Origin of the sequence: Roseomonas nitratireducens (assembly GCF_017813355.1) — a bacterium.
Lineage (GTDB): Bacteria > Pseudomonadota > Alphaproteobacteria > Acetobacterales > Acetobacteraceae > Neoroseomonas > Neoroseomonas nitratireducens.
Map to the genome: position 1 here is coordinate 102,848 of NZ_JAGIYZ010000009.1, position 14,341 is coordinate 117,188.

The 14,341-nt window shown below is 71.5% G+C and carries 15 protein-coding genes; 10 read left to right on the forward strand and 5 right to left on the reverse strand.

Annotated elements, in window-relative coordinates:
* The first annotated feature begins 12 nt into the window (after nucleotides 1-12).
* The 6 genes from J5Y09_RS10985 (at nucleotide 13) to J5Y09_RS11010 (ending at nucleotide 6,173) form a co-directional block, all read left to right on the forward strand.
* Nucleotides 13-990 (forward strand): 2-hydroxyacid dehydrogenase, encoded by a 978-nt coding sequence (locus J5Y09_RS10985; RefSeq protein ID WP_209351794.1) that lies wholly within the window; start codon nucleotides 13-15, stop codon nucleotides 988-990.
* A 16-nt stretch (nucleotides 991-1,006) separates the two neighbouring features.
* On the forward strand, nucleotides 1,007-1,642 hold the full coding sequence (locus tag J5Y09_RS10990; protein ID WP_209351795.1) for a flavin reductase family protein: 636 nt from the start codon (nucleotides 1,007-1,009) through the stop codon (nucleotides 1,640-1,642).
* Nucleotides 1,643-1,703: 61 nt separating this feature from the next.
* Nucleotides 1,704-2,681, forward strand: coding sequence for a Bug family tripartite tricarboxylate transporter substrate binding protein (locus tag J5Y09_RS10995; protein ID WP_209351796.1), 978 nt, complete (start codon nucleotides 1,704-1,706; stop codon nucleotides 2,679-2,681).
* Nucleotides 2,681-3,643, forward strand: coding sequence for a Bug family tripartite tricarboxylate transporter substrate binding protein (locus J5Y09_RS11000; protein WP_209351797.1), 963 nt, complete (start codon nucleotides 2,681-2,683; stop codon nucleotides 3,641-3,643). Before J5Y09_RS10995 ends, J5Y09_RS11000 begins: the two co-directional genes overlap by 1 nt.
* A 10-nt stretch (nucleotides 3,644-3,653) precedes the next feature.
* Nucleotides 3,654-5,330 carry a thiamine pyrophosphate-dependent enzyme gene (locus J5Y09_RS11005; RefSeq protein WP_209351798.1) on the forward strand — a complete coding sequence of 559 codons (1,677 nt, stop codon included), beginning with the start codon at nucleotides 3,654-3,656 and terminating at the stop codon, nucleotides 5,328-5,330.
* A gap of 105 nt (nucleotides 5,331-5,435) precedes the next feature.
* Entirely contained in the window at nucleotides 5,436-6,173 is a 738-nt protein-coding gene (locus tag J5Y09_RS11010; RefSeq protein ID WP_209351799.1) for a TorF family putative porin, read from the forward strand.
* A 288-nt stretch (nucleotides 6,174-6,461) separates the two neighbouring features.
* On the opposite strand, the gene J5Y09_RS11015 is transcribed toward J5Y09_RS11010, so the two are convergent.
* The 4 genes from J5Y09_RS11015 to J5Y09_RS11030 form a co-directional block, all read right to left on the reverse strand.
* Entirely contained in the window at nucleotides 6,462-7,892 is a 1,431-nt protein-coding gene (locus J5Y09_RS11015; RefSeq protein ID WP_209351800.1) for an NAD(P)-binding domain-containing protein, read from the reverse strand.
* A gap of 88 nt (nucleotides 7,893-7,980) precedes the next feature.
* The gene (hpxZ, locus tag J5Y09_RS11020) at nucleotides 7,981-8,367 is read right to left on the reverse strand and encodes an oxalurate catabolism protein HpxZ (RefSeq protein ID WP_209351801.1); all 387 of its coding nucleotides are present in this window, start codon (nucleotides 8,365-8,367) and stop codon (nucleotides 7,981-7,983) included.
* A 2-nt stretch (nucleotides 8,368-8,369) separates the two neighbouring features.
* A complete protein-coding gene (locus tag J5Y09_RS11025; protein WP_209351802.1) occupies nucleotides 8,370-9,776 on the reverse strand; it encodes an AtzE family amidohydrolase in 1,407 nt (468 codons plus the stop codon).
* Complete coding sequence (locus J5Y09_RS11030) at nucleotides 9,773-9,967, reverse strand: DUF4089 domain-containing protein (protein ID WP_209351803.1); 195 nt, start codon at nucleotides 9,965-9,967, stop codon at nucleotides 9,773-9,775. Before J5Y09_RS11030 ends, J5Y09_RS11025 begins: the two co-directional genes overlap by 4 nt.
* 134 nt (nucleotides 9,968-10,101) lie before the next feature.
* Between J5Y09_RS11030 and J5Y09_RS11035 the strand changes: the two genes are divergently transcribed.
* From J5Y09_RS11035 to J5Y09_RS11045, 3 genes are read left to right on the forward strand one after another with little or no spacing between them, the layout of a single operon-like run.
* Nucleotides 10,102-11,433 carry a dihydroorotase gene (locus tag J5Y09_RS11035; protein ID WP_209351804.1) on the forward strand — a complete coding sequence of 444 codons (1,332 nt, stop codon included), beginning with the start codon at nucleotides 10,102-10,104 and terminating at the stop codon, nucleotides 11,431-11,433.
* Nucleotides 11,430-12,110, forward strand: a complete 681-nt coding sequence (locus J5Y09_RS11040) for a nitroreductase (RefSeq protein ID WP_209351805.1) — start codon at nucleotides 11,430-11,432, stop codon at nucleotides 12,108-12,110. Before J5Y09_RS11035 ends, J5Y09_RS11040 begins: the two co-directional genes overlap by 4 nt.
* Nucleotides 12,107-12,988 (forward strand): DMT family transporter, encoded by an 882-nt coding sequence (locus J5Y09_RS11045; RefSeq protein WP_209351806.1) that lies wholly within the window; start codon nucleotides 12,107-12,109, stop codon nucleotides 12,986-12,988. Before J5Y09_RS11040 ends, J5Y09_RS11045 begins: the two co-directional genes overlap by 4 nt.
* On the opposite strand, the gene J5Y09_RS11050 is transcribed toward J5Y09_RS11045, so the two are convergent.
* Nucleotides 12,972-13,379, reverse strand: a complete 408-nt coding sequence (locus J5Y09_RS11050; RefSeq protein ID WP_209351807.1) for a ketosteroid isomerase-related protein — start codon at nucleotides 13,377-13,379, stop codon at nucleotides 12,972-12,974. The two genes, J5Y09_RS11045 and J5Y09_RS11050, sit on opposite strands and share 17 nt — an antisense overlap.
* Nucleotides 13,380-13,447: 68 nt before the next feature.
* Here J5Y09_RS11050 and J5Y09_RS11055 point away from each other — a divergent pair, with 68 nt between their 5' ends.
* Nucleotides 13,448-14,311 (forward strand): glycine--tRNA ligase subunit alpha, encoded by an 864-nt coding sequence (locus J5Y09_RS11055; protein ID WP_209351808.1) that lies wholly within the window; start codon nucleotides 13,448-13,450, stop codon nucleotides 14,309-14,311.
* Nucleotides 14,312-14,341 lie beyond the last annotated feature (30 nt).

Genomic DNA, 14,341 nt, shown 5'->3' on the forward strand with positions numbered 1-14,341 from the left:
AGGAAGCGTTCCATGGCCAAGCCGGTCCTCCTTGTCACCCGCAAGCTGCCCGATGGCGTGGAGGCGCGGCTCGCCGCCCTGTTCGACGCGCGGCTGAACCCGAATGACGAGCCCTGGTTCCGCTCGGGCGCCGAGATCGCGCGCCGGGCGACCGAGGCGGGCGCGGCCGGCGTGCTCTGCGCCGCGGGCGACCCGATGAACGCCGAGACCATCGCCGCCCTGCCGGCGAGCGTGAAGATCGTGACCACCTTCTCGGTCGGCGTGGACCATATCGCGCTCGACGCCTGCAAGGCGCGCGGCATCGCCGTGACGCACACGCCGGAGGTGCTCTCCTTCGCCACCGCCGAATGCGCCTTCACCCTGATGCTGATGGCTGCGCGCCGCGCCGGGGAAGGCGAGCGCATGGTCCGCGCCGGCAAGTGGGAAGGCTGGGCGCCGACGCAGCTCATGGGCGTGACGCTGCAGGACAAGAAGCTCGGCGTGCTCGGCTTCGGCCGCATCGGCCGCCAGCTCGCCGACATGGCGCGCGGCATGCAGATGGAGATCCACTACCACGACGTGCAGCGCCTGCCGCCGGAGCTCGAGAAGGGTGCCACCTTCCACCCGACCGAAGATGCCTTCCTCGGCGCCATCGACGTTCTCTCGATGCACGTCCCCGGCGGCGAGGGCACGCGGAAGTGGCTCAACGCGGCGCGGCTGGCCAAGATGAAGAAGGGCGCGCTGGTGGTGAACACCGGCCGCGGCCCCTCGGTGGACGACGAGGCGCTGGTCGCGGCCCTCGCCTCCGGCCACATCCGCGCCGCCGGCCTCGATGTCTACGATGGCGAGCCGAAGGTCCATCCGGGCTATTTCGGGCTCGAGAACGTGGCGCTGCTGCCGCATCTCGGTTCGGCCACCATCGAGACGCGCGACGCGATGGGCGCGCGCTGCATCGAGAACCTGGAAGCGCTGTTGATCAAGGGGCAGAACCCGCCCCACCGCGCCGCCTGACGCAAGGACCCGCCCGATGCATTTCGACTTCACGCAGATCCCGCACGACCAGGCCTACAAGCTCGTCGTCGCCTCGGTCGTGCCGCGCCCGGTCGCCTGGGTGGTCAGCCAGGACCGGGAAGGGCGCGTCAACGCCGCGCCCTACTCCTTCTTCAACGCCTTCTCCGACAACCCGGTCGTGGTCGGCATCGGGTGCGGTCCGCGCGCCCCTGGCGCGGCGAAGGACACGCTCGCCAATATCGAGGCGACCGGCCAGTTCGTCGTGAACCTGGTCTCGGCCGCGAATGCCGAGGCGATGAACGTCACCGCCGTGGACTTCCCCCCCGGCGTGAACGAGATCGCCGAGGCGGGGCTGACCACCGCGCCGTCGATGCGCGTGAAGGTGCCGCGCATCGCCGAAAGCCCGGTGGCGCTGGAATGCGAGATCTTCCAGTTCGTCCCGGCCGGCCGGCACACCATCGTGCTCGGCCGCGTCGTGGCGCAATACGTGCGCGACGATTGCGTGCTGGATGCGGAGAAGTTCTACCTCGACACGCCCAGGCTCGAGCTCATCGGCCGCATGCACGGCCGCGGCTGGTACGCGCGCACCACGGACCGCGTCGAGATCCCGCGGATCACGCTCGCCGAATGGGAAGCCCGCCGGAAGGGCTGACCCGGCCCCTGGACACCCTTCCGTGGCGCGGCCACCCTGCGCGCCACGGAGGAACCGATCCATGACCAAGTTGCGGGCAACGCGCCGTGCGTTGCTGGCCCTGGCCGCGGCCCTGCCGGCGCCCGCGCTGGCACAGGCCTTTCCCGACAGGCCGATCCGCTTCGTCATCCCCTGGCCCCCGGGCGGTACGAACGACATCGTCGGGCGCCTCGTCTCCGACGGCATGGCGGCACGGCTCGGCCAGCCCATCGTGATCGAGAACCGCGGCGGCGCGGGCGGCGCGCTCGGCGCCGAGGTCGTCGCGAAGGCGACGCCGGATGGCTACACCATGCTGCTCGGCGGGTCGGGCAGCCTGACCATCAACCAGCTTGTCCGCCGCCGCTTGCCCTACGACCCGGCGACCGCCTTCGCGCCGATCGGCATGATCGGCAGCGGCGCCAATGTCATCGTCGTCCATCCCTCGGTCCGCGCGACGAACCTTCGCGAGCTCCAGGCCATCGCGCGCACCGCGAGCCCGCCGCTGAACTACGCCTCCCCCGGCGTCGGCAGCACGGGGCATGCGGCCGGCGCGCTGATCACCCAGGTGCTGGGCGTCGAGATGGAGCATGTGCCCTATCGCGGCACCGGCCCGGCCATGAACGACGTCGTCGCCGGGCGCATCCAGGTCTTCACCAATGCGCTCGCGCCCATGCAGCCGCAGATCGCCGCGGGCAACGTGCGGCCGCTGGCCATCGCGGGCACCCGGCGCAACGCCGCCATCCCCGACCTGCCGACCACAGGCGAGGCCGGCTTCCCCGACATCCAGGCCGCGACCTGGTACGCGCTGCTCGCCACCGGCGGCACGCCGCCCGACCGGGTCGCGCGCCTGCACGCCGCGCTGGGCGCGACGATCGCCGATCCCGAGATCCGCCGGAAGCTCGAGGATGGCGGCATCGACGTGGAGCCGAGCGAGAGCCCCGCCGCCTTCGCCGCCTTCGTGCGCGGCGACCACGAACGCTGGGCCCCCGTCGTGCGCCGCGCCGGCGTGTCCATCGAGTGATGCTGCCGCGCCGCGCCCTTGCGCTGGCCGTGGCTTCGCTGGCGGCCGGTCCGGCGCGCGCGCAGGCCGCCTGGCCCGCGCGCCCCGTGCGCCTCGTCGTCCCCTTCGCGCCCGGCGGGACGACCGACGTGGTCGGCCGCATCGTCGCCGAGCGCCTGGCGGCACGGATCGGCCAGCCGGTCGTGGTGGAGAACCGCCCCGGCGCCGGCGCGACGCTCGGCGCCCAGCAGGTCGCGCGCGCGGAGCCGGACGGGCACACGCTGGTCGTCTCCTCCTCCACCTCGCATGGAGTCTCGCCCGCGCTCTACCCGACGATCGGGTACGATGCGCTGGCGGACTTCACGCATGTCGCGATGATCGCGCGATCGCCTTCCGTGCTGCTGGTCAATCCCGCGAGCCCCGTGCGCAGCCTCGCCGACTTCGCCGCCGCCGCCCGGACGGCCGGGGAGGTGCGCTTCGCCGTCGCGGGCATCGGCACCTCCTCCCACCTCGCCGGCGTCAGGCTCGCCATGGCGCTCGGCGTCCGGACGGAGAGCATCCCCTATCGAGGCGCCGGCCCGGCGCTGACCGACCTCATCGCGGGCATCGTTCCGGCCATGCTCGACAGCCTGCCCTCCGCCGGGCCGCATGTGCGCGCCGGCGCGCTGCGCGCCCTGGCGGTGAGCGGCGCCGAACGCGCGCCCGCCTTCCCGGACCTGCCGACGCTGCGGGAAGGTGGGCTCGACGTCGTCTCCTACGCCTGGTTCGGCATCTCGGGCCCCGCGGGCCTGCCGCCTGCCGTCACCGCGCGGCTCGCCACGGAGATCCGCGCCGTGCTGCGCGACGCCGCGACGCGCGCGCGGCTGGAGGAGTTGGGCGGCGCGCCGCCCGACACCACGCCCGAAGGCTACACGGCCTTCATCCGCGACGAACTCGATTCCTTCGCCCCGCTGGTCCGCGCCGCGGGGCTCCGCCCGCAATGAGGACAGAGACATGACCCGCACCGTCGGCCGCATCCTTGCCGAAAGCCTCGTCGCGCATGATGTGGATCTCATCTACTGCGTGCCGGGCGAATCCTATCTCGGCCTGACCGACGCGTTGACCGAGTTCCCGCGCATCCGCCTCATCGTCTGCCGGCACGAAGGCGGCGCGGGCTTCATGGCCGCGGCCGATGGCCGCATGCGCGACGGGCGCGCGGGCGTGGCGCTCGTCTCCCGCGGGCCCGGCGTGACGAACGCGATGATCTCGCTGCACACCGCCTATCACGACGCGACGCCGATGGTGATCCTGATCGGCCATGTCGAGCGCAAGGATGTTGGCCGCCTCGCGCTGCAGGAACAGAACTATTCCCGCCTGCTGTCGGACGTGACCAAGGGCGTCTTCGAGGTGATCCAGCCCATCCAGGCGAGCGAGGTGATCGCGCGCGCCTTCCACCTCGCCGAATCCGGCACGCCCGGGCCCGTCGCCGTGATCCTGCCCGAGGACATCTTCGACGAGCCCGCCGAGGGCGCCGTCGTCGCGCCGCGCACCCGGCCGAAGCCGGGGCCCCGCGCGGAGGACCTCGATCGGCTGGCGGAGATGCTGGCCGCGGCCGAGCGTCCGCTCGTGCTGGTGGGCGGCGCGCTCGCGGCCTGCGGCGATGCGGCGCTCGCCGACCTCAACCGACTCGCGGAAGCTTGGTCGCTGCCCATCAGCCCGACGCATCGCCGCCCGCATCTGTTCGACGCGCACCACCCGAACTACGGCGGCTACATGGGCATCCGCGTGCCCAAGGTGCTGCTGGACGAGATGAAGAAGGCGGACCTCATGATCTGCCTGGGCGAGCGGCTGTCGGATTCGATCAGCCAGTCCTACACCTTCCCCGCCGCGCCCGACCCGCAGCTGCCGCTCGTGCAGGTCTGGCCCGACGCGAACGAGATCGGCCGCGTCTGGCGCGTCGACCTGCCGATCGCGGCCGACCCGCACGCCGTCATCCGCGGCCTGCTCGCGCGCAACGCGCCGGAGGCCAGCGAGGCGCGGCGCGGCTGGGTGAAGGGGCTGAACACGATCCATCGCTCGCTGCTCGCGCCCGAATGGGACCGGATGGAGGATGGCGTGAATTTCGGCGCCGTCTGCGCCGCCATGGCGCGGCACATCCCGGACGATGCGGCGGTGACGTCGGATGCCGGCAACTTTTCCTCCTTCCTCCATCGCTACTTCCCGTTCCGGCAGACGCACATGTTCTTGTCGTCGAACGTGGGCGCGATGGGGGCGGCGGTGCCTATGGCGGTGGCCGCCGCGCTGCGGCGGACGGACAAGCGGGCGGTCGCCTTCGTGGGCGATGGCGGCATCCTGATGACGGGCAACGAGATCGCGACCGCGGTACGCGAAGGCGTGGCGCCCGTCGTGATCCTGTCGGACAACAGCGGCTACGGCACGATCGGCATGCACCATGAAGGGCGCTATCCTGGCCGCCCCTACGACCAGGCGACACGGCTGGTGAACCCTGACTTCGTCGCCTGGGCCAAGTCCTTCGGCTGCGCCGCCTTCCGCATCGAGGCTGAGGCGGAGATCGATCAGGTCCTGGCGGATGCCTTCGCGGTCACCGATCGCCCGGTCCTTGTGCATGTGAAGTCCTCGGCGGTGCAGGCCTCGGCCTGGCGCAAGCGAACCATGCCGCTTCCGACATGAATACCCATATGTGACAGGTTCGCGGCACGGGATTTGCTGCATCGCGGGATGAGGGGCGCCAGCCGGGTCGGCGCCCCGGCCCCGAACAGGAGCGGATCGCGCGCCATGCTCAAGCGACTTGCAGCCCTCGCCCTCGGACTAGGCCTGATCTCAGCGCCTGCCGCCGCCCAGGTGGACCTCGGCGCCGGCTTCACGATTACCGGGTCGGCCATCGGTACGACCGACTACGTCTTCCGCAACATCAGCCAGACGCGCAACCGCCCGGCCGCGCAGGGCTCGGTCGAGCTCTCCCACGAGACCGGCCTGTATGTCGGCGCCTTCGCGAGCACGGCGACCTTCGTCGGCACGGATGCGCGGCAGGAAGTCGACCTCATCGCCGGCTACCGCCGGACCATCAGCAGCTTCACCTTCGACATCAGCGGTATCGGCTACACCTACCCAGGTTACGACCGACAGACGGGCCAGCAGGAGCTCTCCTTCATGGAGGCCATGCTGAAGCTGAAATACGAGCTCGACCCCGTCACCTTCGTCGGCACCGCCGCCTATTCCCCGAACTTCTTCGGCCGCTCGGGCGACGGTTACTGGCTCGAGGGCGGCGTCGACGTGAAGCTTCCGGTGCTCGACATCGTCCTGTCGGGCCGCGTCGGCTACCAGTGGATCGAGCGCAACGCCCGCTTCGGCGCGCCGGATTACTTCGCTTACAGCGCCTATGCCACGATCCCGATCGCCTACGGTTTCTCCGCCTCCGCCGGCTACTACGGGACGGACATCAGCCAGCGCGAATGCGGCGGGCTGAAGATCTGCGACGGACGCTTCATCGCCTCCCTCACCTGGACGTTTTGATTGGCCCTCAGACGGCGGGCGGCGGCCATCCGGCCGCCTTGCCTTCGCGCCGTGCACTGATGCGCTGACAACGACTGACGGTCTGGGCGCGGTCGCGCCTTGCGCTCCAGGCCCGAGGCGTCCGCCTCGGGCCGCTTTATGTGTGCCCTCAGACGGCGGGCGGCGGCCATCCGGCCGCCTTGCCTTCGCGCCGTGGACTGCTGCGCCCGGCGCGGCTGACGGGTTGGGCGCGGTCGCGCCTTGCGCTCCAGGCCCGAGGCGTCCGCCTCGGGCTAAATGCATGCGGCGCTACTCGGCGGCGATGCGCGTCGGGTCGAGTTCCACCTGCTTCAGGTCGTAGGCACGCAGGTCGGCATACAGGCGCGGCAGGTCCGCCGCGAACAGGCCGCGCGTCACGCCGGCCGCGATCCTCGGCACCGCGATCGTCATGGCGTTGATCGAGGATCCGGCCGGGCCGAAGGACATGCTCGTGCCGATGCCGAAGAAATGGATGTCGCGGATCCAGGGCGTCTCGCCAGGCCGCCGTTCCTCGAAGGCGTAGTCGGGCGCAAGGTAGGGGAAGGCCGACAGGCGATCATTCGCTTCCTCCGCCGGCGGTGCGTAGCGGTCGGACCACAGCGCGATGTTGTCGGCGCAGCCCGCCAGTTCCGGCACCAGCGCGGCATCCATCCGCACGCCCGTCCCGCAGATCGCGTAATCCGCCGCGAAATCCCCGCGCGCGGTCTCGAGCACCGCCCGCCCGCCTTCGGCGCGCGCCCCGGTCCAGGACCGGCCGACATGCATGGTGAAGTTCGGAAAGGCGTTGACGCGGTTGTAGGTGTCCTGGGGAAAGCCCTCCCGCAGGCCGAGGATCATGGACATGAAGCGCCAGCGCCATTCGTCCGGCATCTCGTGCAGGTGCCGGATGAAGCCGGCGAAGGTCAGCCAGCGATAGGGCTGGATCACCATCGGCTCCGCGCGCCGGCAGAACAGGTGCACCTCGCGCGCCCCGGCTTCGAGCGCCACCGCGGCGTTGTCGAAGGCCGAGGCGCCGGCGCCGAGCACCGCCACCACCTTGCCCCGCAGCGCGGCGAAGTCGATCTCCTCCGCCGCATGGGCGCGCAGGGCGCGCGGCAAAGCCTTCACGAAGTCCGGCATCCACCATTCGCCGAAGCCGTCCTGGCCGGTGGCGAGCACCACCTTGCGGGCGAAGATGGTGCCGTCGCTGGTCTCGACCGACAGGCAGGGCAGCCCGTCATCCGTGCGTGCCGGCCCGATGCGCCCCGCGCTGACGCCGTTGCGCACGGGGATGCCGGTGACGCGACGGAACCAGAGCAGGTAGTCGTTCCAGTATTCCTTCGGGATCCAACGCATGGCGGCAAAATGATCCGCGCCGAACTGGGCCTCGTGCCAGGCCTGGTAGGTCAGCGACGGGATGCGCAGGTCCGGCCCCGTCTGGTCCTTCCAGGACCTGAGGTTGTGCATCCGCGCATAGGTCACCCAGGGCCCCTCGCGCCCTTCCGGCGCGCGGTCCAGCACCAGGATGTTGTCCACCTTGTCGCGCTTCAGCGCGAAGGCGACCGCGACGCCGCATTGCCCGCCGCCGACGACCAGGCAGTCCAGCACCGGTTGCCCGCCCGATGTCTTGGGTTGCAGCCAGGGCGCGCGCGGATGCGCGGTCAGCTCCAGGTCGCGGGCGATGTCGGCTTCGAGGTCGGCAAGCGTGCGGGGCGCGGGCATGGGCAAAAGATAGCCCCGCCGCGCCGGTCAGCAATCATCGCCGTCACCGCACAACGAAGCGGCAGGCTGACGCGCGAATGGGCGCGGCTCAGCCGGCCGGCGCGTCCATCAGGCTCACATGCGCCGCGACCACCCGCCAGCCCTCGGGGAAGCGCACCCAGCTCTGCTGCTGCCGCCCGATCCGGGCCGAGCCTTCGCGCCGGAAGGTGATGGAGGCGGTGGCGAAATCCCGCCCATAGGTCGTGATGGAGGTGCGCAGGATCTCCCGCGCCAGCCCCTTGGGCGATCGCCCTGCGCGAAAGGCGGCGATCTCCGCCGCGCCGAACAGGTTTTCCCCCGCGCCGAAGCGCACCGTCTGCGGGCTCTCCCAGAAGAGCTCGTCGAGCACCGGCACGTCGTTGTTCACCAGCGCCGTCTCGTAGCGGGCGAAGACGGCCTCGACCTCAGCCTTCACCTCCGGAATGTCGATCTGCATGCTCAGTCCTCCAGAGAGGCGACGGGGGCCCAGGCCATGCCTGAGGCTTCGAGCGCGCGGGCGACGCGCAGCGCGAGGTCCTCCCGCCAGGCTGGCGCGATCACCTGCACGCCCATCGGCAGCGCGGTACTTGGCCAGACCGGCACGGCGGCCACCGGCAGGCCGATGAAGGAGATGGGCTGGGTGTACAACCCGATATTGGGCCGCAGCGGCATGGTCACCCCGTCCAGCGTCACCTCCTGCGTGCCGATCATCGGCGCCGGCATCGGTGTCGAAGGCGCGAGCAGGATGTCGTGGTAGTGGAACAGCTCCTCGACCTCGGCGGCGAACCAGCGGCGGAAGCGCTGCGCCGCCTGCACCCAGGCGGCCGGAAGGAGGCTGCCGGCGATCAGCCGGTCGCGCACGGCGGGGTCGAAATCGGCCGCCCGCGCGCGCAGCCGCGACTGATGGAGCTCCGCGGCCTCCGCCATGGTGATGAGGAAGGCGGCGCCACGGGCGAGCTCGGCCTTCGGCATCGTCGCCCTTGCGGTCGCGCCCAGCGCGCCCGCCACCATGTCGAGCGCCCTGTCGCTTTCCTCCATGCGGTGCTGCGCGAACCAGCCGCCGAGCCGGGCGATGCGCAGCTCCTCGATGCCCTCCTCGAAGCCCTGCCCGATCGGCTCGGCCGCACGCCGCGTGCAGGCCGGGTCGGCCGGATCGGGGCCGAGCAGCGCGTCGTAGCAGGCTGCGAGGTCGCGAACCGAACGTGCGAGCGGCCCCACATGGTCGAGCGAGGCGACGAAGGGGAAGGCACCCGCGCGCGACAGCCGCCCATAGGTCGGCTTCAGCCCGAAGGTGCCGCAGAATGCCGAGGGCACGCGGATCGAGCCGTTCGTGTCCGACCCCAGCGCGATCGCCGCGAGCCCGCCTGCCACCGCGCCACCCGACCCGCCGGAGGACCCGCCCGTCATGCGCAACGTGTTGCGTGGGTTGCGGGACGGGCCGTCATGCGCGTTCTCGCCGGTGAAGTCGTAGGCGTATTCGCCCATGTTGAGCGCGCCGAGCGTCACCCCGCCTGCTGCCTCCAGCCGCGCGACGGCGGTCGCGTCGGCCGTGGCCGGCCGTTGGTCGCGGTTGATGCGCGACCCCGCGCGGGTGACGATGCCCGCCAGGTCGAACAGGTTCTTGGCGGCGACCGGCGCGGCGGCGAGCGGGGGCAGCGCCTCGCCCCGGGCGCGCGCAGCGTCCAGCGCCGCGGCACGGGCGCGGGCACGCTCCGCCGTCACATCGGTGAAGGCGTTCAGCCACGGGTTGCGCTCTTCGATACGCGCCAGCGCGGCCTCGGCGATTTCGCTCGCGCTGGCCTCGCCGGCCCGGAAGGCGCTCGCGATGCCGACCGCGTCCCGGTCGAGCAGGTCGTCGAGACTCATCGGCCAGGCTCGAAGACGGGCGCGGGTTCCACGGAATCCGGCAGCGGGAAATCCCGCAGCGCCTTGGCGATGGCGGCGGCAACCCGGAGGTTGGCGGCCACCGCCGGCCGCCAGGCCGGGTCCATCGGAATGCCGGTGGACGGCAGGAGGGCGTCGATCAGGGCGTCGGCGTCGGGGTCGGGGTCGGGCATGGGGCGCATCATCGTCCGCTGGGGCACCGCTGTGAATGCAAACGCCGCGCCGCCTTCCCTCCGCACGCCCGCGGTGCGAAACAGGCTGCGCGCCGCTGGCACGATACGGGGCGCCACTGCGCGGAGGACAAGCCATGGACCGGTACGATCTCATCCTGAAGGGCGGGCAGGTGGTGATGCCCTGGGGGGTGGAGGCGGCGGACCTCGCCATCGCCGGCGGCCGCATCGCCGCCATCGGCGACCTGCGCATGGCCGAGGCGGCACAGGTGGTGGACTGCAAGGGCCTGCACGTGATGCCCGGCCTGATCGACCCGCATGTGCATCTGCGCGACCCGGGCGACCCCAAGGTCGAGACCATCGCGACGGGGACGAAGGCGGCCGTGCTGGGCGGCCTCGCGACGGTGTTCGACATGCCGAACACCGCGCCCGCCATCACCGATGCGGTGCGGCTCGATGCCAAGCGGGCGGGTCTCGCGGGCGCGGCCTGGTGCGATGTCGGGCTTTATGTCGGCGCGACCAAGACGAACATCGCCGCGCTGGCGGAGCTGGAACACCAGCCGAATGTCTGCGCCATCAAGGTGTTCGCCGGCAGCAGCACGGGCGACATGCTGGTCGAGGACGATGCGAGCCTGGAAGCCGTGATGCGGTCCGGCCACCGCCGCATCTGCTATCATTCCGAGGACGAGTACCGGCTGCAGGCGCGCAAGCCGATGTTCACGCCCGGCATGCCGCACCGCAACCACATGGAATGGCGCGATGTCGAGACGGCGATGCTGGGCACGCGCCGGCTGATGGCGATCGCGCGGCGGACCAACCGCCCGGCGCACATCCTGCACGTCTCGACGGCGGAGGAACTCGACTACCTGGGCGGCTTCCGTGACATCGCGACCTGCGAGGTGCTGCTCAACCACCTGACGCAGACGGACGAGGCGTATGACCGCCTCAAGGGCTATGCGGTGATGAACCCGCCGATCCGCGACGCGCGGCACCTCGAAGCCGCCTGGGCCGCGGTGCGCGACGGGCGCGTCGACTGCGTGGGGTCCGACCACGCGCCGCATTCGCGCGAGGCGAAGGAACGGCCCTGGCCCAACACCGCGGCGGGGTTGACCGGCATCCAGACCATCGTGCCGCTGATGCTCGACCATGTCAGCGCCGGGCGGCTGTCCCTGCCGCGGCTGGCGGACCTGATGGGCACCGGGCCGGCGCGCGTCTATGGCGCGCTGACCAAGGGGCGGCTCGCGGTCGGCTACGACGGGGACGTGACGGTGGTGGACATGAAGCGCCAGCGCACCATCGAGGATTCGTGGATCGTCTCACCGTGTGGCTGGACGCCCTTCGCCGGGCATCGCTGCACCGGCTGGCCGACCATGACCATCGTGCGCGGCAACGTCGTGATGCGGGAGGACGAGGTGCTCGGCGCACCGGTCGGCGCACCGGTCGCCTTCGCCGACACGGCGCGGGCGTGAACGCGGAGGCCGTCGCGGCGGCCATCGCCGCCCGCCGCTCCATCCGCGCCTTCCTGCCCGAACCGGTGCCGCGCGCGACGGTCGAGCGCATCCTCGACATCGCCGCCCGCGCGCCATCGGGGACCAACATGCAGCCCTGGCGCGCCCATGCGCTGGCCGGGGAACCGCTGCGGCGGCTGTCCGCCGCGCTGGTCGCCGAGGCGCTGGCCGGCACGAAGGTCGAGGCGGAGTACCGCTACTACCCCGACGCCTTCTTCGAACCCTACCTGTCGCGCCGCCGGAAGGTGGGCTGGGATCTCTACGCGCTGCTCGGCATCGCGCGCGGAGAGACCGAGAAGATGAAGCGCCAGCATGCGCGCAACCTCGAATTCTTCGGCGCGCCGGTCGGGCTGATCTTCACCATCGACCGGCGGCTCGAGATCGGCTCCTGGCTCGACCACGGCATCTTCCTGGGCAACGTGATGACGGCGGCGCGCGGCATGGGGCTCGACACCTGTCCGCAGGCGGCCTTCGCGCCGCATCACCGGACGATCCGCGCGCATCTGGCGTTGCCGGAGGAGGAGGTCGTGGTCTGCGGCATGGCGCTCGGCCACGCGGACCCGGCCGCGCCGGAGAACGGGCTGGTGACCGAACGCGTGCCGGCGGCGGAGTTCTGCCGCTTCGACGGCTTCCCGTGACCGGCGCGGCGCCGCTCTCGGGCGCGGCGCTGTGGGGGCGGCTGCTGGTGATCGCGGCGCTCTGGGGGGCGGCCTTTCCGCTCATCCGCTACCTCGCGGCGCATATGCCGCCCTTCGCGGTGGCCGGCGTGCGCGGCGCGCTGGCGGCGGTGGCGGTCTTCGCCTTCCTGTGGTTCCGGCGGGAACTCGGCGGGCTCGGCCGCGGCGTACTGCTGGCGGCGCTCGTGCTGGGGACGCTGAGCGGCGTGATCCCGAATACGCTCATCCCCCTCGCGCTCCAACACATGGAGGCGGCGCCGGCAGCGCTGGTGCAGGCGGCGGGGCCGCTCATCGTCACGCTGCTCGCCGGCGCGGTGCTGCCGGGCGAGAAGCCGACCCGGCGCCTGCTCGCGGGCGTCGCGGTGGGCTTCGCGGGCATCGCCATGGTGATCGGGCCGGGCGGCCTGCAGGGCGGCACGGGCTTCGGCGCGCTGCTGATCCTGGGCGCGACCTTCTCCTACGCGCTCAGCACCGTGTGGGTGCGGATGCGGCCGCGCGGGCCGGCCGCGGGCCTCGCGCTCGGCCAGCAAGTGGTTTCCGGGCTGGTCTCGGGCAGCGCCGCGCTCGCCATCGACGGGCCCGTGGCGCTGGACCAGCCGCCGCAGGTCTGGGTCGTGGCGGTGATCCTGGCGATCTTCGCCACCGCGGTGCCGCTGACGATGTTCCTCGGGTTGACGATGCGGGCGCGCGCGGCGGATGCGGCGATGGTCGGCTACCTGCAGCCGGTCTTCGCGACGATCATCGCCGCCGCCTGGCTGGGCGAAGTGCCGGGCTGGCCGGTGCTGGCGGGCGGTGTGACGGTGCTCGCCGCCGTCTGGCTGGTCACGACGCGGCGCTGACCTGCGCGATCCAGTCGTGCAGGTTGTAGAACATCGTCACCCGCGCGATGCGCCCGTCGCGGATGTCGTAGAATGCGCCGGCGGGCAGCGCGTAGCGCTGGCCGCGTGCCTCCGGCAGGCCTTCGTCGGTCGCCACGTACTCGCCAAGCACGGTGAATTCCGCCGCGGCGCGCGTCCCGCCGGGTTCCGACATCACGACGATGTCCTCGAGTCGTTCGCGGTAGCAGCGGTCCATCCGCGCCAGGAAGGCGGCGAAGGCGTCGCGGCCGACCTCCCTCGGGCCCTGGTTCACGTCATGCGCCACGTCATCGGCCAGCAGCGCCAGCATCGCAGCGCGGTCGCCGCGGTTGAAGGCGTCGAGATAGGCACGGATCAGGGCGGCGGCATCCATGGCGGTTTCCTTGCGGGGCCCGAGTCTCGCGCCTATAGGTGCGCCACATCATCAGCGCCAGACCCGTCATGCCGGACAAGCCCCCCAGCTTCCAGGACATCATTCTGCGCCTGCACCGCTTCTGGTCGGCGCAGGGCTGCGTGATCCTCCAGCCCTACGACATGGAAGTGGGGGCAGGCACCTTCCACCCGGCGACGACCCTGCGCGCGCTGGGCCCGAAGCCCTGGAAGGCGGCCTATGTGCAGCCGTCCCGCCGCCCGTCCGATGGCCGCTACGGCGAAAATCCGAACCGGCTGCAGCACTACTACCAGTACCAGGTGATCCTGAAGCCCTCCCCGCCCGATCCGCAGGCACTGCTGATCGAGAGCTACCGCGCGCTGGGCATCGATCCGGCGCTGCACGACATTCGCTTCGTGGAGGATGACTGGGAAAGCCCGACGCTCGGCGCCTGGGGCCTGGGCTGGGAGGTCTGGTGCGACGGGATGGAGGTGACGCAGTTCACCTATTTCCAGCAGGTCGGCGGCATCGCCTGTGAACGCCCGAGCGCCGAACTCACCTACGGGCTCGAACGGCTGGCGATGTACATCCAGGGCGTCGAGAACGTCTACGACCTCGCCTTCAACGACGATGGCGTGACCTATGGGGAGGTCTTCCTCCGCGCCGAGCGCGAGTACAGCGCGCACAATTTCGAGCATGCCGACGTCGCTATGCTGTTCCGGCATTTCGAAGATGCGGAGCGCGAATGCGCAGCCCTTCTCGAGCGCGGTCTCGCGCTTCCGGCCTATGACCAGTGCATCAAGGCGAGCCACCGCTTCAACCTGCTCGATGCGCGCGGGGCGATCAGCGTGACGGAACGCGCCGCCTATATCGGCCGGGTGCGCACGCTGGCGAAGGGCTGCTGCGACGCCTGGCTGGCCGGGGAAGCGGCGTGACCTTGCCTTCGACGGCATTTTCTACCATAT

What these genes read in the sequence shown, in the direction of transcription:
- J5Y09_RS11025 (WP_209351802.1), bottom strand. Translation starts at nt 9,776, where the DNA reads ATGAGTCTCGACGACCTGCTCGACCGGGACGCGGTCGGCATCGCGAGC.
- J5Y09_RS11050 (WP_209351807.1), bottom strand. Translation starts at nt 13,379, where the DNA reads ATGGATGCCGCCGCCCTGATCCGTGCCTATCTCGACGCCTTCAACCGC.
- hpxZ (WP_209351801.1), bottom strand. Translation starts at nt 8,367, where the DNA reads ATGCAGATCGACATTCCGGAGGTGAAGGCTGAGGTCGAGGCCGTCTTC.
- J5Y09_RS11030 (WP_209351803.1), bottom strand. Translation starts at nt 9,967, where the DNA reads ATGCCCGACCCCGACCCCGACGCCGACGCCCTGATCGACGCCCTCCTG.
- J5Y09_RS11000 (WP_209351797.1), top strand. Translation starts at nt 2,681, where the DNA reads ATGCTGCCGCGCCGCGCCCTTGCGCTGGCCGTGGCTTCGCTGGCGGCC.
- J5Y09_RS11035 (WP_209351804.1), top strand. Translation starts at nt 10,102, where the DNA reads ATGGACCGGTACGATCTCATCCTGAAGGGCGGGCAGGTGGTGATGCCC.
- J5Y09_RS11015 (WP_209351800.1), bottom strand. Translation starts at nt 7,892, where the DNA reads ATGCCCGCGCCCCGCACGCTTGCCGACCTCGAAGCCGACATCGCCCGC.
- J5Y09_RS10985 (WP_209351794.1), top strand. Translation starts at nt 13, where the DNA reads ATGGCCAAGCCGGTCCTCCTTGTCACCCGCAAGCTGCCCGATGGCGTG.
- J5Y09_RS11005 (WP_209351798.1), top strand. Translation starts at nt 3,654, where the DNA reads ATGACCCGCACCGTCGGCCGCATCCTTGCCGAAAGCCTCGTCGCGCAT.
- J5Y09_RS11055 (WP_209351808.1), top strand. Translation starts at nt 13,448, where the DNA reads ATGCCGGACAAGCCCCCCAGCTTCCAGGACATCATTCTGCGCCTGCAC.
- J5Y09_RS10990 (WP_209351795.1), top strand. Translation starts at nt 1,007, where the DNA reads ATGCATTTCGACTTCACGCAGATCCCGCACGACCAGGCCTACAAGCTC.
- J5Y09_RS10995 (WP_209351796.1), top strand. Translation starts at nt 1,704, where the DNA reads ATGACCAAGTTGCGGGCAACGCGCCGTGCGTTGCTGGCCCTGGCCGCG.
- J5Y09_RS11010 (WP_209351799.1), top strand. Translation starts at nt 5,436, where the DNA reads ATGCTCAAGCGACTTGCAGCCCTCGCCCTCGGACTAGGCCTGATCTCA.